Below are 21,847 nucleotides of genomic sequence, written 5' to 3'. Positions count from 1 at the left end.
GTTAGGCGGTCTTCCGCAATATCAGGACCGAGCGCGCGGGCACGGTGATCTTGTCCTCGGCAGCCACGACCATCTCGGCGGCGCCGGCGGGATGGTTGGTGTCGAGCTCGACGATCCACTCCCGCGCGTAATCGACGTGCGGGGTGACGAATTCGACGTCGCGCTTGTGCGCGTTGAAGCACAGCAGGAACGAGTCGTCGACGACGCGTTCGCCGCGGGCGTCGGGGGCGGTGATGGCCTCGCCGTTGAGAAACACGCCGACGCACTTGTCGAACGCCTGGTTCCAGTCGTCGTGCGTCATCTCCTGGCCGCCGGCCGTCAGCCACGCGATGTCGCGGACCTCGTCACCGCTGCGGATCGGCTCGCCGTCAAAGAACCGGCGCCGGCGGAACACCGGGTGCTTCTTGCGCAGCTTGGTCACCTTGCGGGCGAACGTCAGCAGATCGGCGTTCTTCTCGGCCAAAGTCCAGTCTACCCAAGACAATTCGGAGTCCTGGCAATAGGCGTTGTTGTTGCCCTGCTGGGTGCGGCCCAGCTCGTCGCCGTGGGCGATCATCGGTGTGCCCTGGCTGAGCATCAGGGTCACCCAGAAGTTCCGCATCTGGCGGCAGCGCAGCTCGGTGATCTCCGGGTCGTCGGTCGGGCCCTCCACACCGCAGTTCCACGACCGGTTGTGGCTTTCGCCGTCGCGGTTGTCCTCGCCGTTGGCCGCGTTGTGTTTCTCGTTGTAGGAAACCAGGTCGTTGAGTGTGAATCCGTCGTGGGCGGTGACGAAGTTGATGCTGGCACTCGGCCGTCGGCTGCTCGCCTCGTACAGGTCCGACGAACCCGTCAGCCGCGAAGCGAACTCGCCCAGGGTTGCGGGCTCGCCCCGCCAGTAGTCACGCACAGTATCGCGGTACTTCCCGTTCCACTCGGTCCACAAACCCGGGAAGTTTCCGACTTGGTAGCCGCCCTCGCCGACATCCCACGGCTCGGCGATCAATTTGACCTGACTGACGATTGGATCCTGCTGCACCAGATCGAAGAACGCGCTCAACCGGTCCACGTCGTGCAGCTCGCGGGCCAGCGTCGCGGCCAGATCGAAGCGGAACCCGTCGACGTGCATCTCGGTCACCCAGTACCGCAGCGAGTCCATGATCAGCTGCAGGACGTGCGGGTGGCGCGGGTTGAGGCTGTTGCCGGTGCCCGTGTAGTCCTTGTAGAGCCGCAGGTCGTTGTCGACCAGCCGGTAGTACGCGGCGTTGTCGATCCCGCGGAAGTTGATCGTGGGGCCCAGGTGGTTGCCCTCGGCGGTGTGGTTGTAGACCACGTCGAGGATGACCTCGATGCCGGCTTCGTGCAGGCTGCGCACCATCATCTTGAATTCGGCGACCGCGCCGCCGGCCTGCCGGCTGGCGGCGTATTGGTGTTGCGGTGCGAAGTAGCCAAATGTGTTGTAGCCCCAGTAGTTTCGCAGGCCGAGGTCGAGCAGCCGCTCGTCATGCATGAACTGGTGCACGGGCATCAGCTCCAGGGCGGTGACGTTCAGCGACTTGAGGTGATCGATGATCGCCGGATGCGCCAGGCCGGCGTAGGTACCGCGCAGGCCCTCGGGAATCCCGGGATGGGTCTGGGTCAGGCCTTTGACGTGCGCCTCGTAGATGACCGTCTCGTGGTACGGGGTGAGCGGCGCGCGGTCGAATGCCCAGTCGAAGAACGGGTTGATCACCACGCTGGTCATGGTCTGGCCGAGCGAGTCGATCATCGGCGGGGTGCCGGTGGCCGCCGTGTCGCCGTTGAGGTCGACGGCGGCCAGGTCGTAGGAGAACAGCGCCTGGCCGAAGGTGAAGTCGCCGTCGAACGACTTGCCGTACGGGTCGAGCAGCAGCTTGCTCGGGTCACACCGGTGGCCGGCCGCGGGGTCGAACGGGCCGTGCACCCGGAAGCCATAGCGCTGGCCCGGGGTGATGTTGGGCAGGTAGGCGTGCCAGACGTAGCCGTCGACCTCGTCGAGCGCGATACGCGTCTCGTCGCCGCGCTCGTCGATCAGGCACAGGTCCACCTTCTCGGCGATCTCGGAGAAGAGCGAAAAGTTCGTGCCCGCCCCGTCGTAGGAGGCTCCGAGCGGGTACGCATTGCCCGGCCAGACGGTGGGCGATGTGGGCGCGCCGGCTTCAGCTGGCGCAGCGCCCGAGGCTGCGACCGAGTTGGAAACCGGGTTGGTGGACGGCATGTGTCGACCTTATCGGCGCGCGGGCGACCGGGCGGACTAAGCCGTCGATCACCACCATCCGGTGGCGGCCGCGATTTGCCGGCCGAGTTCGTGAGCCATCGTCTTCATGTACGTCGGCGTGATGTGGTGAGCGCCGGTGTAGATCAGCACGTTTCCCTCGACGGGACGGCAGACGTCGCTACGGCACACCGCGTCCGACATGTCGAGCACCTTGAGCAGCGGGAATTGCCCGACGAAATCCAGAGTTTGGTTGCGATCGGAGAGCAAATCGGAGCGCTTGATCGCACAGGACTGCGCGCTGCCGCCTCTCTTGGCCAGGCAATCCGCGGGGTCGAACGGCTGGCCGTTTTTCACCAGCCATGGCGTGTCGCGCATGCCGAGAATCGGAATGTTGTTGTCGGATAACGTTTGCCAGATGCCGATGTACGTGGCAGGCATCACATCACCGGACTTGATGTTCCAGGGCCGGGTCGTGGTGGTGAACACGTAGTCGGGTCGGTCGGACACCAGCTTGGCCATGGTCCGCTGCACCCATTCGCGGCACTGCGGGTATGGGGCGTTGTTGCCCATGATCAGCGGGACCTGCTCGGTCGACAACGGGCAGCCCATCTTCAGATACGTCACCACTTTGAAGTGGTGCACCTGACCGAGCAGGTCGAGCGCGGGCAGCCAGTGCTCGGCGTGCGAGCCGCCGGCGAGCGCGATGGTGCGGTCGGACGCGAGGTCGCCGTAGACGCAGTTGACCACCGCCGGGTTGACGAAGTCGCTGATGCAGCCGTCCCTGGTCGACGCGGGATGATCCAGCTTGACTTCCAGCACCGTGGGCCGCATCGGCAGCGACGGCACCCGCACGTGTTCGGTCAGGGCGCGCGCGCCGGGGTAGTCCTGCGGGTTGAGCACGGTCAGTTCCTTGCCGGCGGCCCGCAGCACGGTGATGTGCTGGCGCCAGCTGAACGACGTCGCGGTCAGCGTGACGCCCAGTAGCACCACCGCGGTTCCCAACGCCATCGTCGGGCGGCGCAGCCGCGAGTGCCAGGTCACCGGGAGCGGCGACGCGGCGCCCTGCGGGGCCCGGTAGCGCAGCGGGTCCTCGACGAGCTCGGTGGTGAGGTAGGCCAGCACCCCGGAGACCAGCAGCACCGCGGCGCCCTCGAGGAAGTTGGCGTGCTTGTGGCCGGTGTAGGACAGCCAGAAGATGAGCAGCGGCCAGTGCCATAGGTACAGCGAGTACGCGATGGCGCCCAGCTCCACGATGGGCCGGGTGGACAGCAGCCGATTCGGCAGCGGCAGCCGGCCGCCGGTCGACGGGTGCGCCTCGATGTTGGCGCCGGCCAGGACCATCAGCATCGTGGCCCCGACGGGCACCAGCGCCCACGGCCCCGGGAATTCCTTGACGCCGTCGATCAGCGCGCCGCACGACACGATGGCGGCCAGCGAGACGGTGGCCAGGGCGGTGCGCAGCCACATCGGCCAGCGGATGTAGCGGACCAGGGCGCCGACGAGCGCGCCGAGCAGCAGCTCCCACGCTCGGGCGAAGGTGTCGTAGTACGCGATCGATTGGTCGTCGGTGTGCGCGACGATCGCGTACACGAACGACGCCACCGTGAGCGCGCTCAGCAGCACGACGAAGCCGGTCCGCAGGTAGGGGGCCTGTCGGCCCCCAAAAAGGCGCTGCAACACGTACGCGCAGCCGGTGACGAGCAGCAGGAAGCCGATGAAGAACTGGCCCTGCACCGACATGGACCAGATGTGTTGCAGCGGGCTGACCGCTTCACCGGCCCGCAGGTAATCCGAGACGGTGTTGGCCAGCTCCCAGTTCTGGTAGTAGCCCAGGCTGGCCAGGCTCTGGTCGGCGAAGGTCTCCCAGCGCGTCTGCGGTTGCACGAGGATCGTCAGCACCGCGCAGCCGGCCAGCACGACGACCAGGGCGGGGACCAGGCGGCGGATCAGCCGGATGGTTTCGGCCACCGGCGAGAGCGATACGGCGGGGTTCAGGGCGGCGCGAAGGACCTTGCCGCCGAAGAAGAATCCGGACAGCGCCAGGAACACGTCGACGCCGCCGGACACCCGCCCGAACCAGATGTGGAACACCGCGACCAGCGCGATGGCGATGCCCCGCAAGCCGTCCAGGTCGTACCGGTAGAAGCCCGTCGACCGTGTCTTCATCGCGCCGATCCCGGGTGGGTGGCGGCGGGCGAGGGCGGGGGCGAATGCGGCATGATCGCCCGCTAATTTACCGAAACCCGCCACCTGCTCCCGACCGCTCGCATCGGCAGCGGGGCTGCTCAGCGGGCTCGCCGAGCGTCAACACGGTCGGCGGGGGAACAAGGGGCGGGTTGTCGGGAGCCCTGGAAAGCGGCCCGGCGAAAGCTACCGGGCTACCGGGTGGTGCCGACGGGCGCTTGCTGGAGCAGCGTCTGCTGGGTCGGCACCTGCTGCAGGGGCACTTGCTGCGTCGGTAGCTGCTGTAGCGGTGCCTGCTGTGCCGGCAGCTGCTGGAGCGGCGCCTGCTGGGCGGGCAACGTCTGTCCGGGCAGTTGCTGCACGGGTGCCTGCTGGACCGGCGCCTGCTGCAGCGGGGCCTGCTGACCCGGTAGCTGCTGGACCGGGGCCTGCTGAACCGGTGCCTGCTGGCCGGGCAGCGTCTGCGCCGGCACTTGTTGCGCCGGTGCCTGCTGGGCGGGCAGCTGCTGGAGCGGCGCCTGCTGCAGCGGGGCCTGCTGGGTGCCCAGCACCCGGACCAGGTACGGCGTCATGCCGTTGGCGCGCACCGGTGAGACCTGCACCACGTCGCCGACCTCGAGCATCTGGTTGTTACCCAGGTACATCGCGACGCTCTGCGTGCCTTCGGGGCCGTAGAAGAGCATGTCGCCCTTGCGGGCCTGTTGCGGCAGAACCTTCTGGCCCACCCGGTAGATCGCGCCGGAGGAGCGCGGCAGCTTCAAGCCGGCGCCGGCGTAGGCGTACTGCATCAGGCCGGAGGCGTCGAAACCGATGGTGTTGAGGCCGGTGCCGGTGCCGCGGGTGGGGCCGTTGATGCCGCCGCCAGCCCACGAGAACGGCACGCCGCGCTGCGAAAGTCCGCGCATCACCACGGTGTCGGTGGCCTGCTGGGAGTTGTCCATCGGCCGGGTGCCCGGGTCAGCGCTCGCCACAACGGGCGCGGCCAGCGGGGCGGCCGCGATGGCCAGGCCGACGGCGAAGGCGTAAATGCGTTTCATCGGAGTTTCCAACCTCTCTGTGGGTGGCCTCGGCGCCGTATCGCGCCGCTGCCGCCGTTTCTGACCCATGCGACGACCTCGACGTCGTCGAATCACACCAGTCACTACAGAAACTTCTACCCCAGAAGTCGAGCTGGGAAAACCCCTGGTGAGGCCGCTGGGGCATTTTTTGTCGGACCGTGACCGGATGGTGACTGGAGCGCCGAATTCGGTATGCGCGGTTGTGATTTCGGTCTCACACCGGGGCGGCAGCGGTCAGGACGGCCGCCGCGCGCCGGAGCTACCCGCTCAGTGCCAGTATCGGGTGCTGAAAACGGTGATGAAGTCGCCTACGACCGAGCTTCCCATCAGGATGGCGAGCGACAAGACCGGCCAGAAGGACATGTACCAGCCCTTCAGCAGCGACACGAAGGGGCCGATGCCGGCCGCGGCGATCGCCGCGCCGATGCCGCCCCACACCACCGGGTAGATGTACATGTCGACGCCGTAGGGCACCAGACCACATTCCTCTCCGGTGCACACGTCGGAGAGGAAGCCGTAGAGCCTTGTCGGCCACGTCGTTGCGGTGGCCAGGACGAGCAGCAGGACCACCAGCGTGATCGTGGCGATCACGTCCCACGGGGCCACCCGGAGGCGAATGACGCGCGACTTCTCCTGGCCGGATTCATTGGCGCCGTAGGGAACCGGCCGGAACTCGCCGGGGTTGCCGGACTCGTGCGGGGCGCGGTTGGAGTCGGCGCGCTCGGAGTCGTCGAACGGGTACGGCAACGCCATGCCGATAGATGCTCCCCGATGGCCGCCATTTGTGCGACCCGGCTGCTTTACGCTCGGTCTCTATGCCTGCGGCGACACCCGGGTTGACGCCCGAGCAAATCAGCGCGATCGACGCCGCTCACCTGTGGCATCCCTACAGCACCATCGGCGCCGAGGCGATCGCGCCCGTGGTGGCCGTCGGCGCCCGCGGCGCCTGGCTGACGCTGGTCCGCGACGGCGAGCAGATCGAGGTGCTCGACGCGATGAGCTCCTGGTGGACCGCGATTCACGGCCACGGCCACCCGGTCCTCGACGAGGCGCTAAAGGCCCAGCTCAGCACCATGAACCACGTCATGTTCGGCGGATTGACGCACGAACCGGCGGCGCGGCTGGCGCAGCTGCTGGTGGACATCACGCCCGACGGCCTGCAGACGGTGTTCTTCAGCGACTCCGGCTCGGTGTCGGTGGAGGTCGCGGTGAAGATGGCGCTGCAGTACTGGCGCAGCCGCGGTGAGCCCGGCAAGCACCGGCTGATGACCTGGCGCGGCGGCTATCACGGCGACACCTTCACGCCGATGAGCGTCTGCGACCCCGACGGCGGCATGCACTCGCTGTGGACCGACGTGCTGGCCCACCAGGTGTTCGCACCGCAGGTCCCGCGCGACTACGACGCGGCCTACAGCGCCGCGTTCGAGGAGCAGCTCACCGCGCACGCGTCCGAGTTGGCCGCGGTCGTCGTCGAACCCGTCGTGCAGGGCGCCGGCGGCATGCGCTTCCACGACCCCCGCTACCTGCGCGACCTGCGCGAACTCTGCGACCGGCACGACGTGCTGCTGATCTTCGACGAGATCGCCACCGGCTTCGGCCGCACCGGCGAGCTGTTCGCCGCCGACCACGCCGGGGTCAGCCCGGACATCATGTGCGTCGGCAAGGCGCTGACCGGCGGATATCTCAGCCTGGCCGCCACCCTGTGCACCGCCGACATCGCGCAGGTCATCAGCAGCGGCGAGGCCGGCGCGCTGATGCACGGCCCCACCTTCATGGCCAACCCGCTGGCCTGCGCGGTCTCGGTGGCCAGCGTCGAGGTGCTGCTGGCCCAGGACTGGCGGTCGCGGGTCGCCGAGATCTCGTCCGGGCTGGCGACGGGCCTCGAAGCCGCCCGGGCGCTGCCCGGCATCGCCGACGTGCGGGTGTGCGGGGCGATCGGCGTCATCGAGTGCGCGCAGCCCGTCGACCTGGCCCTGGCCACGCCAAGGGCCCTCGACAACGGCGTCTGGCTGCGGCCCTTCCGCAACCTGATCTACGCGATGCCGCCCTACATCTGCGGGCCGCGCGACATCGCCCGGATCACCTCGGCGATGGTCGAGGTCGCCAGGCTGAGCGGTTCTCGTAGTCTTTAGGGCGATGAAGGCACCGATCGAGGCTTCCCCGCTGGCCTGGCTGGAGGCGACTGAACAGCAGCGCCGCCAGGACGGCCTGCGTCGGTCGCTGCGCCCGCGTCCGGCCGTGGCGACGGAGCTCGACCTGGCCTCCAACGACTACCTAGGCCTGTCCCAGCATCCAGACGTGATCGAGGGAGGCGTTGCGGCACTGCGCATTTGGGGTGCAGGTGCCACGGGGTCCCGGCTGGTGACCGGCGACACCGAGCTGCACCAGCAGTTTGAATCCGAGCTTGCCGATTACGTCGGCGCGTCGTCGGCGTTGCTGTTCTCGTCGGGATACACGGCGAACCTCGGCGCGGTCGTCGGCCTGTCCGGCCCGGGTTCGCTGCTGGTTTCCGATGCGCATTCGCACGCGTCGCTGGTGGATGCCTGCCGGCTGTCGCGGGCGCGCGTGGTGGTGACGCCACATCGCGACGTCGCCGCCGTGGACGCCGCCTTGGCCGCGCGTGACGAGGAGCGCGCCGTCGTCATCACCGACTCGGTCTTCAGCGCCGACGGCACGCTGGCTCCGATCCGCGAACTGCACGACGTGTGCCGCCGCCACCGGGCGCTGCTCATCGCCGACGAGGCGCACGGGCTGGGTGTGCGCGGCGGCGGGCGCGGCCTGCTGCACGAGGCCGGGCTGGCCGGCGCGCCCGACATCGTGATGACCACGACGCTGTCCAAGGCACTGGGCAGCCAGGGCGGCGCGGTGCTGGGGCCCGCGGAGGTGCGCGCGCACCTGATCGACGCGGCCCGGCCGTTCATCTTCGACACCGGCCTGGCGCCGGCCGCCGTCGGCGCCGCGCTGGCCGCGCTGCACCTGCTGCAGACCGAATCGTGGCGTCCCGACGCCGTGTTGCGGCATGCCCGCGAGCTGGCCGAGATCTGCGACGTGCCCGAGGTGCCGCCGTCGGCGGTGGTCTCGGTGATCCTGGGGCAGCCGGAGGTGGCGGTCGCCGCAGCGACGGCCTGCCTGGACGCGGGCGTACGGGTGGGCTGCTTCCGGCCGCCGACCGTGCCCGCCGGAACGTCGCGGCTGCGGCTGACGGCGCGCGCGTCCCTGGACGCCGCCGAGATGGAGCTGGCGCGCCGGGTGCTGACGGATGTCCTCGCGGTGGCGCGCCGTTGACCGTCCTGGTCGTCACGGGCACCGGCACGGAGGTCGGCAAGACGGTCACGGTTGCCGCGCTGGCGTCGCACGCCCGGCAGGCCGGCATCGACGTGGCGGTGTGTAAACCCGTGCAGACCGGCACCGACTCCGGCGACGACGACCTGGCCGAGGTCGGCCGCTTGTCCGGAGTGAAAGAGCTCGCGGGGCTGGCCAGATATCCGCGGCCGCTGGCGCCGGCCGCCGCGGCCGAGCAGGCCGGCAAGCCGTTGCCTACCCGCGATCAGCTGCTCGGGCTCATCGCTGGCCTGGACCGCCCGGGGCGGCTGACGTTGGTCGAGGGCGCGGGCGGGCTGCTGGTCGAGCTCGCCGACGCGGGCGTGACGCTGCGCGACCTCGCCGTCGACCTGGGCGCAGCGGCGCTGGTGGTGGTCGGCGCGCAGCTGGGCACGCTCAACCACACCGCACTCACATTGGAAGCGCTTGCCGCACATGGCATTTCGTGTGCCGGGCTAGTGATCGGCAGCTGGCCAGCGCAACCCGGGGTGGTGGAGACTTCGAACCGGTCGGCCCTGGATCGGCTTGCCCCGGTGCGGGCCACGCTGCCGGCCGGGGCCGGCGCGCTCAGTGTCGACGACTTCGTGGCGCTCAGCGCCGAGGCGTTCGACCGCGGATGGGTCACCACGTTGGCCGGCTGATGGTCCATTCGATCGAGCTGGTCTTCGACCCCGACACCGAGGCCGCGATCCGTCACATCTGGGACGACCTGGCCGGCGCCGGGATCCCCAGTCAGGCCCCGGCGAGCCGCCCCCACGTCACACTGGCTGTCGCAGGAAGCATTTCGGCCGAGGTCGACGAGCTGCTGGGACCGGTGAGCAAACGGCTCCCGCTGCGCTGCGCCGTGGGCGCTCCATTGTTGTTCGGCCGCACCAGCGCCGTGTTCGCGCGGCTGATCGTCCCGACCGGCGAGTTGCTGAGCCTGCACGCCGAGGTACACCGGCTCTGCGGTCCGCATCTGGCGCCCGCGCCGCTGCCCAATTCGCTGCCCGGGCAATGGACTCCACACGTCACGTTGGCCCGCCGCGTCGGCGATGCGCAACTGGGCCGCGCGCTACACATCGCGGGCCGGCCGTCGCAGCTCGAGGGGAGTTTCGCGGGCCTGCGCCGCTGGGACGGCAACAAGCGCGTCGAGCACCCGCTTTAGCCGCCGAACAGCAGGTACAGGCCGGTGAAGGTGTAGCAGACCATCACGACCATCATGGTGAGCTGCCCGGTGAGCTGATGGCCCTTGGGCAGCAGCCGCAGCGCCTTGTCGTGGGCCGCGATCACCGCCACGATGTGCCCGGTGACCACGTAGGCCACCTTGACGCCGGCCAGCACCGGGGGATGGGCGGACAACACGTAGGCGACGTGAGCGTGGGCCAGCCCCAACAGGTTCCAGCCCTGGCCGAACGGATCGGCCAGCGCGATGACGGCCTGCTGCCCGCGCTCCACCAGATAGGACAGGTAGTGCGCGAAGATGTAGCCCACGACGATCGGGACCAGCGAATGCGCCATCTGCCCAGGCAGCTTTCGGCGTTGCTCGCGGTCCAGCCCGCCGGTCGCCCGTGCCGCGAGCGAAAAAGTCAGTGCGACAACGGAAATGAAGACGATCAGCCCGATGGTCTTCAGTCCCGACGACGCCAGCGTCGGTGGTACGCCGTGGGCGGAGCGGGACACCGCGTCGGAGAAGTTGCGCCAGGTCGGCGAGGCCGAGTAGCTGTCGAAGGCGGTCGACCCCAGCAGCACGGCCAGCATCGTCACCACACCGGGGCGCACCGGCAGCGACGGCAGGTGGTCGAACGGGTTGCCGATGACGATCGCACCGGTCGGCGAGCGGCGAAACGGCGCCAGCCGCGAGACCGCCATGCTGTACACGCCGAACGGGTCGGCCCTGGCCAGCCACCGCTGCCCGCACAACCACGCCCCGCCGAGCAACACCACCGCGTAGACCAGCAGCCACGTTCGGACCCACTGCAGCGACGCCGAATTCGGGCTCGCCAGCTCCATCCAGACGAAGGCGAACAGGCCCACCGCCGCCGGGCGGTAGCCCCAGCCTTCCGGATACGAGCACCGGGCCCGGCTCAACCGGCTCGGGACGGTGCACCGCAGCAGCAGATAGACGGTGCGCATCGGGGAGATCACTCGCCACACCGGCCCGAAAAGCACTGACACGGCGACCAATCCGACCCACAGCAGCACGTAGAACGTTCCGAGCAGGGCGTTGTTTTGCGTCTGCGGGCCCAGGAAGCCGGCCAGCACCACCCAGATCGTGAACGCGAGCGCTATGCCCACCGCGGCCCAGCGCGTCGCGCGGGCGTCAACCAGGGTGGTGAGCCTGGGCAGCGGGCGGCCGGGCTTCTCCGGGTCGAATCGTGGCCGCCGCCAGGCGAATGCGATCAGCGCGAACGTGAACGTCAGCGCCCACGCGGCTCCCACCATCGCGTACATGTAGGGCACGGGCAAATCGCCGGACCCGCCCAGACCATGCGCCAAGATCGCCGCATGATCACCGGTCACGGTTGAACTTGGATGGTCGCGATCGTGCGATCCAGGTGGTGCAGTTCGACTTCCACGTTCCCCGGGACGTCGACGCTGAACTGAAACGTCTGGTTGGGCGCGGCCGCGATCTCGAACTTGTGGTCCGGTGACGAATGCACGTGCAGCTCGTCGGTGGCATCACTGGTCACATGAAAGGTGATCTGCTGCTTGACTTTTGCCTGCAGCGTGGCGTTGGTGGGGGTGACCTGGCCCTTGGCGATGGTGACGTTGACGTCGAGGGCCGCCGCGGGGGGCGGGTTTTGTGAACCGCCGCAGGCCACTAGGCCGCACGTCAATGCCGCCGCCCACACCGTGACGGCGATGTTGCGAAATGCCATGCCTCAGGCCGCTTTCGGGAATGGTTGCTTTTCGTCGACCGGCTCCGGCTCGGACAAGGAATTGTTGAGCCGGCCGGCGCCCCACGTCAGGGCGGCGATCACCATCAACGAAAAGATCAGCACCAGTATCGAACCGGCGGTGAACAGCCAGGCCGGGGCATTCTGGTCGCGCTCGCGCTGCAGAATAGTGACTTCCTGCACGAACGGCCGGTCGATCGCCGACAGCGCCGGAACCTCGGCCGCCGGGATGGCGTCATCGGCCGGTTCGTAGATCGGGACACCTGTCATCGTGTAGCCGTCCTGCACCCGCAGCAGCGTCTTCCACGATCCCCACACCGGCACCGGCTGGGTGGACCGGTAGTGCCCCGGGCCGACGCGGTCGAGCCGGTCGATCACCAGGCCGCGCTGGTTATCCATGCGGCCTTGCCAGGACAGGATCGTCACCCAGTCCGGATGGGCGCTCACCATGTCGGCCGGCCGGATCTGCACATCGGCCGACACCATGCGCTGCCCGGGCGCACTCGGCAGCTCGGTCAGCGTGATAGTCGCGCGATTCTGTTGTGGCACAAGAATATGTAACCCGTTGGCCACTGCGCCGCCGACCACGAGAACGGTCGCCACCACCACCGCGATGCCGATGCGGCGGCCGGGCAGTCGCTGCCCGGTGAGCACCATGCCGAACATCGCGCCGCATATTCCGGCCAGCACCGAAACGGGGACAGCCATCGCCAGCGCCTCGAACCAGATGCTCGCCGGCCACGGGTAGTGGTAGACCGTCGAAATCCACAGCGACTCCAGCCAGAGCCCGACGGTCCCCACCGCCAGGCCGGAGACGGCCCCAAATAGGAGGGGGCGCTTAAACAATGGGGTCAACGCGACCAGCTCGACAACTAGCGCGGGACCCAGATACAGCGGGAACCAGTTGATCGGGGCGCCCAGGACCGGGCCTACCAGGAGTGCAACCCCGCCGCGCAGCGCGATGGCGAACAACGCCGCAATGATCGCGGCGCCGCGGCCCATGGTCATGCGGGCGGCGGCGGCGGCCAGGGCCGCCGCGAAGGCGATCATCATCGGCTGCAAGACCAGCCGAAACTGCTCGACGCCGAAGTCATACTCGATCTGGTACACCGACAGGCCGATGAACATTCCGCCGAAGGACAGGTAGCGCAGGATCGTGATGAAAATGCCGTGGTGGACTTCCTCGGCATCGTCGGCCTCGCCCTCGCGCTCCAGCATGAGGACCGCGAACAATGAGAAGCAGGCGCCGCCGATCATCATCAAATGCGTTGGACCCCACAGCGTGACGTCCTGCCCGAAAATGCGGTGCCAGATGTCGTCGAGCGGGAATCCGGTCATGGCGTACAACCCGCAAGCCGCCATCAAGATGCCGCCGACCGGCGCGTGCCAGTTCTTCGTGATGCGCACCGCCGCCGGGCCGGGCTTGTCGAAGGGCAGGACGATCGCAGTCATGCCGCCCAGGAAGATTCCGAACAGGCCGATAATGATGAAGTAGTGCGCGGGGTTGGCCAGCGGGCCGGGATCTCGCCCGTTGCCGATATGCCAGCTGACATCCCAGATGAACCCGAACAGGGCGCAGATGATCGACGTGGTGAAGACCAGCACCGGTAGCGCCACCCAGCTCGGCCGGTGAAATTTCTCGCCCAGCTTCTCCGCGAGCCGCGTCAACCACTGGATGCGATGGGTGCGGTGCGCATGGCCCACCCACAGCATGATCAGCGTGATGACCAATGCGGCGATCGAAAGCCCGATCACCTGGTTGAGACCCGCGCCCCGCGCCGATGGCTCGGCAAGGAATGTCATCTGTGTCGACGTCACTGTCATACCTCCGAACCGTGCCCGGCTGTGCCGGGAGATTTGATCCGACTGCTTGACCGGAATGCCCAATCCGAATAGCAGTCAATCACGCGTTTTACGAGCCGCATCGGCTCCTGGGCACCGTGACCGACCTCTCGCGCCGGCATGGGACCTAGAAGTCTGTAGGTTACCCACTGGTAGCCTTTTGATGCAATGCTTGGGTGAACAGTTGTATTAATTAGAACATGTGCCAATAACGCTCTGAGCCTGCGCTTACCACGCCATATTGGGCCTTCGGGTGAACAACGCAGCGGATTAATCGAAGGGCAATCAGCGTTCGTCAGTCGCGCTTTTGGTCGGCCGCACCGGTGTCGGGGGCGGGCGGTTCGTCGCCATCGCCGTCCTTCCCCTCGCGCCGGTCCCGCAGGGCGATGTACAAGACCACGCCGACGACGATCACCGCGGGCAAGAACGCCGGCGCCGCCAACAGAATCCAGTGATGTGCCACGAAGTCGACGTGCGCAGTGGTCATGGTGGTCGTATACCCCGGCGGTCCTCAGGTTCTCAGGCCGTTACCCTACTTTGAACACGTTTTATCGAGGCTGCCTTGACGGGCGGCAGGTGCGTGACGCGCACACGACGACGATGCAGGGGAGTACCTGGTGACTCAAGCGGCAACTCGACCGAAAACCGAGGCCGACGGCGAAGCCGACATCCTGGCGGTAGCCCGGCAGCAGGTGCTCGAGGGCGGCGAGGGATTGAGCAAAGACCAGGTGCTGCAGGTCCTGCAGCTGCCCGACGAGCGGCTCGAGGAGCTGCTGGCGCTGGCCCACGAGGTACGGATGCGCTGGTGCGGTCCCGAGGTCGAGGTCGAGGGCATCATCAGCCTCAAGACCGGCGGCTGCCCGGAGGACTGCCACTTCTGCTCCCAGTCCGGCCTGTTCGCGTCGCCGGTGCGCAGCGCCCGCCTCGACATCCCCAGCCTGGTCGAGGCCGCCAAGCAGACCGCCAAGTCCGGTGCCACCGAGTTCTGCATCGTTGCGGCCGTTCGTGGACCCGACGAGCGGCTGATGGCCCAGGTCGCGGCCGGCATCGAGGCCATCCGCAACGAGGTCGACATCAACGTCGCCTGCTCGCTGGGCATGCTGACCGCCGAGCAGGTCGAGGAGCTGGCGGCGATGGGTGTGCACCGCTACAACCACAACCTCGAGACCGCCCGGTCGTTTTTCACCAACGTGGTCACCACGCACTCCTGGGAGGAGCGCTGGGAGACGCTGTCGATGGTGCGCGACGCCGGCATGGAGGTGTGCTGCGGCGGCATCCTGGGCATGGGCGAGACCCTGGAGCAGCGCGCGGAGTTCGCCGCCGAGCTGGCCGAGCTGGGCCCCGACGAGGTGCCGCTGAATTTCCTGAACCCGCGCCCCGGCACGCCGTTCGGCGACCTGGAGGTGCTGCCGGCATCCGAGGCGCTGAAGTCGGTGGCCGCGTTCCGCCTGGCATTGCCGCGGACGATGCTGCGCTTCGCCGGTGGCCGCGAGATCACCCTGGGCGACCTGGGCGCCAAGCAGGGCATCCTGGGCGGCATCAACGCTGTGATCGTCGGGAACTACCTGACCACCCTCGGCCGCCCCGCCGAGGCCGATCTGCAGCTGCTCGACGACCTGCAGATGCCCCTCAAGGGGCTCAACGCCAGCCTCTAGCAGCTAGGTTTGAGAGTCGTGATTGGCGATCTGGGTGCTCCGGTCAGCGCCGGCATCTACAACGTCTACACGGGGGAATTGGGCGGTACCACGATGCCCACGGCAGCCCAGCTGGGCCTCGAACCGCCCCGGTTCTGCGCCGAGTGCGGACGCCGGATGATCGTCCAGGTCCGCCCCGACGGCTGGCGCGCCCAGTGCTCGCGGCACGGACAGGTGGACTCGACCGACCTGGAGGCACAGCGATGACCGACCAGGCGGGGACCGTGGTCGCCGAGCCCGTCGGCGCGCCGGCGACGCCCCGGGGCCGCGCGACGGTCCTGGTGGTGCTCGGGCTCCTGGCGGCCGGCGTCGTGGTCGGCGGCCTGTGGGCCTGGATCGCGCCGCCGATCCATCTCGTGGTGGCGATGACGCGGGGCGGCGAGCGGGTGCACGACTACCTGGGCACCGAATCCGACCACTTCTTCGACGTGCCCTGCCTGATGCTGGGCCTGCTGACCATCCTCGCGGTGGTCACGACGGTGCTGGTGTGGCAGTGGCGCGCACATCGCGGGCCGGGAATGGTCATCGGGCTGTCGCTGGGGATGCTGATCGCCGCCGGCGCCGCGTCGGGCGTGGGCGCGGTGCTGGTGCGGCTGCGGTACGGCGCGGTGAACGTCGACGCCGTTGCGCTGTCGGGCAAGCCATCGGTGGCCTACGTGGTGGAGGCGCCGCCGGTGTTCTTCGGACACGGGCCGCTGCAGATCGCGGCCACCCTGGTGTGGGCGGCGGCCATCGCGGCGCTGGTCTACGCGGCGCTGGCGGCCGGCAACGCTCGCGACGACCTGGGCGCGTTCCCGCCGGCCGGTTGGCAGCCGCAGCCGCTGGCGGTCAACCCGGAAGCCCCGGAAGCCGCCGTCTCATAGCCGCGTCATAGCGGGCGGCGGCGGATCTTTCGCCCGGTGATGACCCTGGCCGCGATGATGCCGAGCCGCACCATGCCGGCGTAGGTGATCGGGTTGAACATCGTCGGCCAGGCGGTCCGGATCAGGTGGTCCTTGAGCGGGCGGCGGGCGAACCGGTCGGTCAGCCAGCGCAGCGCCATCGGGGCCGACAGCGGGTGCATGAAGATGTGCTCGTTGAACGCGTCGCGATGGTAGGTCACGTCGGCGCCGGCGGCCGAGTACCACTCGGCCAGGCGGTCGATGTCGTGGACGTCGATGATGTAGTCGTGCACGGCCTGCACGATCAGCACCGGCGGAGTCGGCACCTCGGCGCCCAGCTTGATGTTGTCGAAGACTTGCTTGACCTCCGGCCTCGCGAGGGTGTCTTCGAGCGGTTCGTCGAGATAGTCGGCCATGTTCTTGCCGGCCATGTGCAGCACGGCCCCGCTGGTCGTCATCGACTCGAGCCGGTCCAGCAGGGCGCGGCCCTCGTCATTGGTGTGCTCCTTGATGACGCGGTCCAGACCGGGGTAGACGTGCGAGAGCGCCGCCACCACCAGCGCAGGCAACCCGGCGAACAGGCCGCCGTTGAGCCGGCGGAAGGTGTGGCCCAGGTCGCCGACGGGAGATCCCAGCACGGCCCCGACGATGTCCAGCTCTGGCGCGTATTTGCCGCACATCTCGGCGGCCCAGGCGCTGGCCAGTCCGCCACCGGAGTAGCCCCACAGCCCGATCGGCGCCGTCGGCGCCACCGCGACGTGTTCGGAGTTCTTGGCGGCGCGAATGCCGTCCAGGATGCGGTAGCCGGGCTCGAACGGCGGCCCCCACATGCCGCGCAGGCCCTCGTGATCGGGCACCGACACCACCCAGCCCTCGGCGACGGCGGCGGCGATCAGCAGCAGCTCCAGCTGGGCGATGGACCCGAGGGCCTTCGACCTGCGGCGCAGCGCGTAGGACGGGAAACAGCGCGACGACATGGCGTCGATGGCGCACTGGTACGACAGCAGCGGGCTGACGTGCCCGGCGGCGCGCTCGGCCGGGACGATCAGGGTCGTCACGGACGCTTCCGGGTCGCCGTTCATGTCGGTGGTCCGGTACAGCAGCTGGACGGCGGTCACCGGCTGCGGAATCAGGCCCAGAAAGGCCACCTCGACCTCGCGGGAGCGCAGCACCGTGCCGGGATCTGCGTGCTGGAAGCCCTCGGGGGGCTGATAGAACGGGTCGTCGCAGGGCAGTACCGGATGCGCCTTGGGCTGCAATTGCTCGTGTCGCGGCCGACCGATCCACTCCGCGCCGCTCGTCCCCGCCAAATTGCCGAGCTCAGACATTGAGTTCCCTTCTAGGCCGTTTGGCATTTTCGCGCATGAACGGGTGGTAACCAAAACGTCGTGGCCGTGCTGTGAGCCATTTCTCGATTCCCCTGCGGCTCCCCAGCGCCGTACCGCAGCCCAATGTACCGGCGCGGGGATTGCTGGCCTTTCCGCCGGCGCGAGGTGTTGGGATGAAAAGCCGGCCTAGGACCCCGGCGGTTTCAGCGCGGCGAATTCGTCGGTGACCCTCAGCCGCGAGTCGGTGAAGTGGTACAGCGCCGCGGGACGGCCGCCGCTGCGGCCGGACTGCGCGATGGTGCCGGTCTGGGTGATGACGCCGCGGCGGACCAGGACGCGTTGCAGGTTCGTCGTGTCGACCTGATAATCCAGCGTCGCGCAGTAGATGTCACGCAGCGTGGAAAGCGCGAATTCCTTTGGCGCCAAGGCGAATCCGATGTTCGTGTAGGACATCTTGGCGACCAGCCTGGTGTGGGCGTGAGCCACCATCGGGCCGTGGTCGAACGCCATCGGCGGCAACGAGCTGACCGGGTGCCAGCGGGTGTCCGGCGGTAGCTCCGGGGTGGCGGGGTAGGGCACCAGCCCCAGGAAGGTTGTCGCGATCATCCGGGGCCCCGGCACCCGATGCGGATCGGAGAACACCGCGAGCTGTTCCAAATGCGCGAGCTCGCGCAGATCGACCTTTTCGGCCAATTGCCGGCGCACCGAAGTGGTCAAATCCTCGTCGTTGCGCAATTTGCCACCCGGCAGTGACCACGCGCCGCGCTGCGGATCCTGGGCGCGTTGCCATAGCAGCACGTTTAGCTGCGGTTTTACTGCTCGGTGGGCTCCCGTAACCTGCTCGGAACCCTCCCGAACCTGGAACACGACCGCAAGCACTTCGTGCGCGGTGCTACCATTGGGCATGTTTTCGATTATAAGTCGAAAACCTCCTCGTCCGAAAGGAGCCGCCATGACGGTCGTGAACCGCATGGACACGCTCGCCGAAGACATGGTCGCCAGCATCACCGATTCGCCCACCGGCTATCACGGCGTGGACGGCGACGCGGCGTGGGCCGCGGAGATTCGCCGCCTCGTCGACCTGCGTGGCGCCACCTTGCTGGCGCACAACTACCAGCTGCCGGCCATCCAGGACGTCGCCGACCACGTCGGCGATTCGCTGGCGCTGTCGCGGATCGCCGCCGACGCCGCCGAGGGCACCATCGTGTTCTGCGGCGTGCACTTCATGGCCGAGACCGCCAAGATCCTCAGCCCCGACAAGACCGTGCTCATCCCGGATCAGCGGGCCGGCTGCTCGCTGGCCGACTCGATCACGCCCGACGACCTGCGGGCCTGGAAGGACGAGCATCCCGACGCCGTCGTCGTCTCCTACGTCAACACCACCGCGGCCGTTAAAGCGCTCACCGACATCTGCTGCACCTCGTCGAACGCGGTCGACGTCGTCGAGTCCATCGACCCCGAGCGCGAGGTGCTGTTCTGCCCGGACCAATTCCTCGGGGCCCACGTCCGCCGCATGACCGGCCGCGAGAATCTGCACGTGTGGGCCGGCGAGTGCCACGTGCACGCCGGGATCAACGGCGACGAACTCGCCGACCAGGCCCGCGCCAATCCCGACGCGGAACTGTTCGTCCACCCCGAATGCGGCTGCGCCACTTCGGCTCTGTACCTGGCCGGTGAGGGCGCGTTCCCGTCGGACCGGGTGAAGATCCTGTCCACCGGCGGCATGCTCGACGCCGCCCACCAGACGCACGCGCGCAAGGTCCTGGTCGCTACCGAGGTCGGCATGCTGCACCAGCTACGCAGGGCCGCACCGGAAGTCGACTTCCAGGCCGTCAACGACCGCGCGTCATGCCGGTACATGAAGATGATCACCCCGGCCGCGCTGCTGCGGTGTCTGGTCGACGGCGCCGACGAGGTGCACGTCGACCCGGACATCGCGGCGCTCGGGCGGCGCAGCGTGCAGCGGATGATCGAGATCGGCCAGCCGGGCGGCGGCGAATAATGGCCCGCACCACCACCTGGACGGACTCCGCCGACGTCGTCGTCATCGGCACCGGCGTCGCCGGATTGGCCGCCGCGCTGGCCGCCCACCGCGCCGGGCGCAGCGTCGTCGTGCTCAACAAGGCGGACCGCACCCACGGCGTGACCGCGACGCACTACGCGCAGGGCGGAATCGCGGTGGTGCTGCCCGACAACGACGACTCCATCGAGGCCCACGTCGCCGACACCCTGGCTGCCGGCGCGGGAATGTGCGACCCCGACGCCGTGTACTCGATCGTCGCCGACGGCTACCGCGCGGTCACCGAATTAGTCGGGCACGGCGCACAATTCGACGAATCGATCCCCGGCCAGTGGGCGCTGACCCGCGAGGGCGGGCATTCGCGGCGCCGCATCGTGCACGCCGGGGGCGACGCCACCGGCGCCGAGGTGCAGCGCGCGCTCGACCACGCCGCCGGGACGCTGGACATCCGCGCCGGCCACGTCGCGCTGCGGGTGCTGCACGACGGCACCGCGGTCACGGGCGTGTCGGTGGGCAACGCCGACGGGATCGGGATCATCAGCGCGCCTTCGGTGATCCTCGCCTCCGGCGGACTCGGGCATCTCTACAGCGCCACCACCAACCCCGACGGGTCTACCGGCGACGGAATAGCCCTGGCGCTGTGGGCCGGCGTCCCGGTCGCCGACGTCGAGTTCATCCAGTTCCACCCGACCATGCTGTTCGCCGGCCGCGCTGACGGCCGCCGGCCGCTGATCACCGAGGCCATCCGCGGTGAGGGTGCGGTATTGATTGACCGGCAAGGCAATTCGGTGACCGCCGGGGTTCACCCGATGGGCGACCTGGCCCCGCGCGACGTGGTCGCGGGCGCGATCGACGCGCGGCTGAAGGCCACCGGCGACCCCTGCGTCTATCTCGACGCGCGCGCGATCGCGGGCTTCGAGAGCCGTTTCCCCAACGTCACCGCCTCGTGCCGGACCGCGGGCATCGATCCCGTCCGCCAACCCATCCCGGTCGTTCCGGGCGCCCACTACAGCTGCGGCGGCGTCGTCACCGACGTGCACGGGCAGACCGAGCTGCCCGGCCTGTTCGCCGCGGGCGAGGTGGCCCGCACCGGGATGCACGGCGCAAACCGGTTGGCGTCCAACAGCTTGCTGGAAGGCCTGGTGGTCGGCGGCCGCGCCGGAAACCTCGCGGCCGAGCACGCTTTGTCGGCCGCGCGAATCGATGCGGCCGGCCCCGACCCGATTGCGCACACCGCCGCGCCGCGCCGCGACCTGCAGGCCGCGATGACCAAGGACGCATCGGTGGTGCGCAATTCCGTTGGGCTGCAGGAGCTTTCCGCGACGCTCTCGCAGGCGCGGGCCCGCGCGGTGGCCGGCCGTCGCGACTTCGAGGACGTGGCGTTGACGCTGACCGCCCGGGCGGTGGCCGCGGCGGCATTGACCCGCAACGAAAGCCGGGGGTGCCACCACCGGGCCGAGTACCCCGATGCCGCGCCAGACCAAAGCCGCAGCATCGTGGTCCGGTTGGCCGCCGACCGCCACGCGATATGCGCCGAGGCGCTGACGGCGGTCTGCTGATGGCGCTGTCCGACGACGAACTCTCCGCGGCCAAGGACCTCATCAAGCGCGCCCTGACCGAGGACCTGCGCTACGGGCCCGACGTCACCACGCTGTCGACGGTGCCCGCCGAGGTGCGGGCGACGGCGTCGATGGTGCCCCGGGAGCCGGGCGTGATCGCCGGCCTGGACATCGCGCTGCTGGTCCTCGACGAGGTGCTGGGCGCCGATGGCTACCGGGTGCTCGATCGCCTCGACGACGGCGCCCGCGTCGAGCCGGGCCAGTCGGTGCTGACGCTGGACGCCGAGACCCGGGGCTTGCTGACCGCCGAACGCACCACGCTCAACCTGATCTGCCACCTGTCGGGCATCGCCACCGCCACCGCGGCCTGGGTCGAGGCCGTCAGCGGCAGCCACGCCAAGGTCCGCGACACCCGCAAGACGCTGCCCGGCCTGCGCGCGCTGCAGAAATACGCCGTGCGGGTCGGCGGCGGCGTCAACCACCGCCTCGGCCTGGGCGACGCCGCGCTGATCAAGGACAACCATGTGGCGGCCGCGGGATCGGTGGTCGAGGCCCTGCGGGCGGTTCGCGAGGCAGCGCCCGATCTGCCCTGCGAGGTCGAGGTGGACTCGCTCGAGCAGCTCGACGAGGTCCTGCCCGAAAAGCCGGAGCTGATCCTGCTGGACAACTTCCCGGTATGGGAGACGCAGATCGCCGTGCAGCGGCGCGACGCGCGGGCCCCCGCGGTGCTGCTGGAGTCGTCGGGTGGGCTCAGCCTCGAGAACGCCGCCGCCTACGCCACGACTGGGGTGGATTACCTGGCCGTCGGCGCGCTGACCCACTCGGTGCGCGTGCTCGACGTCGGTCTGGACATGTAGGCGGGCCCA

General features: G+C 68.9%; 19 protein-coding genes and 1 pseudogene. 10 read left to right on the top strand and 10 right to left on the bottom strand.

The window, feature by feature from the left end:
- Nucleotide 1 precedes the first annotated feature (1 nt).
- The 4 genes and pseudogenes from glgX to MRAB57_RS24370 all read right to left on the bottom strand — a co-directional run bounded on the left by glgX (nucleotide 2) and on the right by MRAB57_RS24370 (nucleotide 6,210).
- Nucleotides 2-2,215, bottom strand: a complete 2,214-nt coding sequence (glgX, locus tag MRAB57_RS24385; protein ID WP_077089629.1) for a glycogen debranching protein GlgX — start codon at nucleotides 2,213-2,215, stop codon at nucleotides 2-4.
- 48 nt (nucleotides 2,216-2,263) lie between these two features.
- Nucleotides 2,264-4,381 carry an acyltransferase family protein gene (locus MRAB57_RS24380; protein WP_077089628.1) on the bottom strand — a complete coding sequence of 706 codons (2,118 nt, stop codon included), beginning with the start codon at nucleotides 4,379-4,381 and terminating at the stop codon, nucleotides 2,264-2,266.
- 395 nt (nucleotides 4,382-4,776) lie between these two features.
- A pseudogene (gene ripD, locus MRAB57_RS24375) lies at nucleotides 4,777-5,436 on the bottom strand (NlpC/P60 family peptidoglycan-binding protein RipD); the annotation flags it as partial.
- Nucleotides 5,437-5,724: 288 nt separating this feature from the next.
- Entirely contained in the window at nucleotides 5,725-6,210 is a 486-nt protein-coding gene (locus tag MRAB57_RS24370; RefSeq protein WP_077089626.1) for a hypothetical protein, read from the bottom strand.
- 62 nt (nucleotides 6,211-6,272) lie between these two features.
- Here MRAB57_RS24370 and MRAB57_RS24365 point away from each other — a divergent pair, with 62 nt between their 5' ends.
- The 4 genes from MRAB57_RS24365 to MRAB57_RS24350 are packed head-to-tail and all read left to right on the top strand — an operon-like array spanning nucleotide 6,273 to nucleotide 9,925.
- Complete coding sequence (locus MRAB57_RS24365; protein ID WP_077089625.1) at nucleotides 6,273-7,589, top strand: adenosylmethionine--8-amino-7-oxononanoate transaminase; 1,317 nt, start codon at nucleotides 6,273-6,275, stop codon at nucleotides 7,587-7,589.
- 4 nt (nucleotides 7,590-7,593) lie between these two features.
- The gene (locus MRAB57_RS24360) at nucleotides 7,594-8,742 is read left to right on the top strand and encodes an 8-amino-7-oxononanoate synthase (protein WP_077089624.1); all 1,149 of its coding nucleotides are present in this window, start codon (nucleotides 7,594-7,596) and stop codon (nucleotides 8,740-8,742) included.
- Nucleotides 8,739-9,419 (top strand): dethiobiotin synthase, encoded by a 681-nt coding sequence (gene bioD, locus MRAB57_RS24355; protein ID WP_077089623.1) that lies wholly within the window; start codon nucleotides 8,739-8,741, stop codon nucleotides 9,417-9,419. The genes MRAB57_RS24360 and bioD overlap by 4 nt, the downstream gene beginning before the upstream one ends.
- Nucleotides 9,419-9,925 (top strand): 2'-5' RNA ligase family protein, encoded by a 507-nt coding sequence (locus MRAB57_RS24350; RefSeq protein WP_077089622.1) that lies wholly within the window; start codon nucleotides 9,419-9,421, stop codon nucleotides 9,923-9,925. The genes bioD and MRAB57_RS24350 overlap by 1 nt, the downstream gene beginning before the upstream one ends.
- On the opposite strand, the gene MRAB57_RS24345 is transcribed toward MRAB57_RS24350, so the two are convergent.
- The 4 genes from MRAB57_RS24345 to MRAB57_RS24330 form a co-directional block, all read right to left on the bottom strand.
- Nucleotides 9,922-11,280, bottom strand: a complete 1,359-nt coding sequence (locus MRAB57_RS24345) for a hypothetical protein (RefSeq protein WP_077089621.1) — start codon at nucleotides 11,278-11,280, stop codon at nucleotides 9,922-9,924. The two genes, MRAB57_RS24350 and MRAB57_RS24345, sit on opposite strands and share 4 nt — an antisense overlap.
- Nucleotides 11,277-11,639: a hypothetical protein gene (locus tag MRAB57_RS24340; RefSeq protein ID WP_077089620.1), complete on the bottom strand. Its 363-nt coding sequence runs from the start codon at nucleotides 11,637-11,639 to the stop codon at nucleotides 11,277-11,279. The genes MRAB57_RS24345 and MRAB57_RS24340 overlap by 4 nt, the downstream gene beginning before the upstream one ends.
- A 3-nt stretch (nucleotides 11,640-11,642) precedes the next feature.
- Nucleotides 11,643-13,481: a hypothetical protein gene (locus tag MRAB57_RS24335; protein WP_077089619.1), complete on the bottom strand. Its 1,839-nt coding sequence runs from the start codon at nucleotides 13,479-13,481 to the stop codon at nucleotides 11,643-11,645.
- A 313-nt stretch (nucleotides 13,482-13,794) separates the two neighbouring features.
- Entirely contained in the window at nucleotides 13,795-13,986 is a 192-nt protein-coding gene (locus MRAB57_RS24330; protein ID WP_077089618.1) for a hypothetical protein, read from the bottom strand.
- 130 nt (nucleotides 13,987-14,116) lie between these two features.
- Between MRAB57_RS24330 and bioB the strand changes: the two genes are divergently transcribed.
- The 3 genes from bioB to MRAB57_RS24315 are packed head-to-tail and all read left to right on the top strand — an operon-like array spanning nucleotide 14,117 to nucleotide 16,056.
- Nucleotides 14,117-15,154, top strand: coding sequence for a biotin synthase BioB (gene bioB, locus MRAB57_RS24325; protein ID WP_077089617.1), 1,038 nt, complete (start codon nucleotides 14,117-14,119; stop codon nucleotides 15,152-15,154).
- Between the two features lie 18 nt (nucleotides 15,155-15,172).
- Nucleotides 15,173-15,400 carry a biotin synthase auxiliary protein BsaP gene (bsaP, locus tag MRAB57_RS24320; protein ID WP_077089616.1) on the top strand — a complete coding sequence of 76 codons (228 nt, stop codon included), beginning with the start codon at nucleotides 15,173-15,175 and terminating at the stop codon, nucleotides 15,398-15,400.
- Nucleotides 15,397-16,056: a DUF2567 domain-containing protein gene (locus tag MRAB57_RS24315; RefSeq protein ID WP_077089615.1), complete on the top strand. Its 660-nt coding sequence runs from the start codon at nucleotides 15,397-15,399 to the stop codon at nucleotides 16,054-16,056. Before bsaP ends, MRAB57_RS24315 begins: the two co-directional genes overlap by 4 nt.
- Nucleotides 16,057-16,061: 5 nt before the next feature.
- Here the strand turns inward: MRAB57_RS24315 and MRAB57_RS24310 are convergent, their stop codons facing one another.
- Together MRAB57_RS24310 and MRAB57_RS24305 are read right to left on the bottom strand one after the other, a co-directional pair.
- Entirely contained in the window at nucleotides 16,062-17,402 is a 1,341-nt protein-coding gene (locus tag MRAB57_RS24310; RefSeq protein WP_077089614.1) for a lipase family protein, read from the bottom strand.
- Between the two features lie 186 nt (nucleotides 17,403-17,588).
- Nucleotides 17,589-18,308, bottom strand: a complete 720-nt coding sequence (locus tag MRAB57_RS24305) for an NUDIX hydrolase (RefSeq protein ID WP_077089613.1) — start codon at nucleotides 18,306-18,308, stop codon at nucleotides 17,589-17,591.
- A gap of 46 nt (nucleotides 18,309-18,354) precedes the next feature.
- Here MRAB57_RS24305 and nadA point away from each other — a divergent pair, with 46 nt between their 5' ends.
- Genes nadA through nadC form a run of 3 tightly spaced genes read left to right on the top strand, consistent with a single transcriptional unit; the run spans nucleotide 18,355 to nucleotide 21,838 of the window.
- Nucleotides 18,355-19,404 (top strand): quinolinate synthase NadA, encoded by a 1,050-nt coding sequence (nadA, locus tag MRAB57_RS24300; protein WP_077089612.1) that lies wholly within the window; start codon nucleotides 18,355-18,357, stop codon nucleotides 19,402-19,404.
- A complete protein-coding gene (locus MRAB57_RS24295; RefSeq protein WP_077089611.1) occupies nucleotides 19,293-20,981 on the top strand; it encodes an L-aspartate oxidase in 1,689 nt (562 codons plus the stop codon). The genes nadA and MRAB57_RS24295 overlap by 112 nt, the downstream gene beginning before the upstream one ends.
- The gene (nadC, locus tag MRAB57_RS24290; protein ID WP_077090822.1) at nucleotides 20,981-21,838 is read left to right on the top strand and encodes a carboxylating nicotinate-nucleotide diphosphorylase; all 858 of its coding nucleotides are present in this window, start codon (nucleotides 20,981-20,983) and stop codon (nucleotides 21,836-21,838) included. Before MRAB57_RS24295 ends, nadC begins: the two co-directional genes overlap by 1 nt.
- Nucleotides 21,839-21,847 lie beyond the last annotated feature (9 nt).

Source organism: Mycobacterium rhizamassiliense (genome assembly GCF_900157375.1).
GTDB classification, from domain to species: domain Bacteria; phylum Actinomycetota; class Actinomycetes; order Mycobacteriales; family Mycobacteriaceae; genus Mycobacterium; species Mycobacterium rhizamassiliense.
This window is presented reverse-complemented; position numbering and strand designations above follow the sequence as displayed.